Source organism: Pseudomonas sp. 67(2021) (assembly GCF_017491835.1).
Classification (GTDB): Bacteria; Pseudomonadota; Gammaproteobacteria; order Pseudomonadales; family Pseudomonadaceae; genus Aquipseudomonas; species Aquipseudomonas atacamensis.
Genome location: NZ_JAFGYL010000089.1, coordinates 1 through 469 on the forward strand (window position 1 = coordinate 1; position 469 = coordinate 469).

At 63.3% G+C, this 469-nt stretch carries 1 protein-coding gene and 1 pseudogene; both read left to right on the top strand.

Annotation, left to right across the window (positions count from 1 at the left end):
- Window positions 1-379, top strand: a pseudogene (locus J5M66_RS26650) (ABC transporter substrate-binding protein); the annotation flags it as partial.
- The coding region (locus J5M66_RS27105; protein ID WP_243433557.1) for a hypothetical protein at window positions 366-469 on the top strand (104 nt) is incomplete at its 3' end. The pseudogene J5M66_RS26650 and the gene J5M66_RS27105, both read left to right, overlap by 14 nt.

Genomic DNA, 469 nt, shown 5'->3' on the forward strand with positions numbered 1-469 from the left:
GGTCAGTCAGGCGCCGGGGCGCGAGCTGTTCAACTATTTCGGCTCCGACGGTGCCGATGATCCGGGCTCCAACAACTACATGGTGCTGCGCGACCCGGCGGTGGATGCGCTGCTCGAAGGCGTGGTGCAGGCCGACAGTCGCGAAAGTCTTCTGCGCCACGCCCATGCCCTGGATCGGGTACTGCCGTGGGGCTATTACTGGATTCCCAATTACTACCCTCCGGGCATTTCCACGGTGTGGTGGAACCGTTTCGGTCGCCCGGCAATTGCGCCGCTGTACGACGCCGGACTCGACACCTGGTGGGAAATCAGCCCGACCGCGCTGACCTCGACGCAGATGCAGCAACAGCAAAAGGAGTACGCACATGTGGGGTTATAGCCTGCGACGACTGCTGCTGATCGTGCCGACCCTGCTGGCGATTCTGCTGGTGAACTTCGTGATCGTGCAGGCCGCACCCGGTGGCCCGGT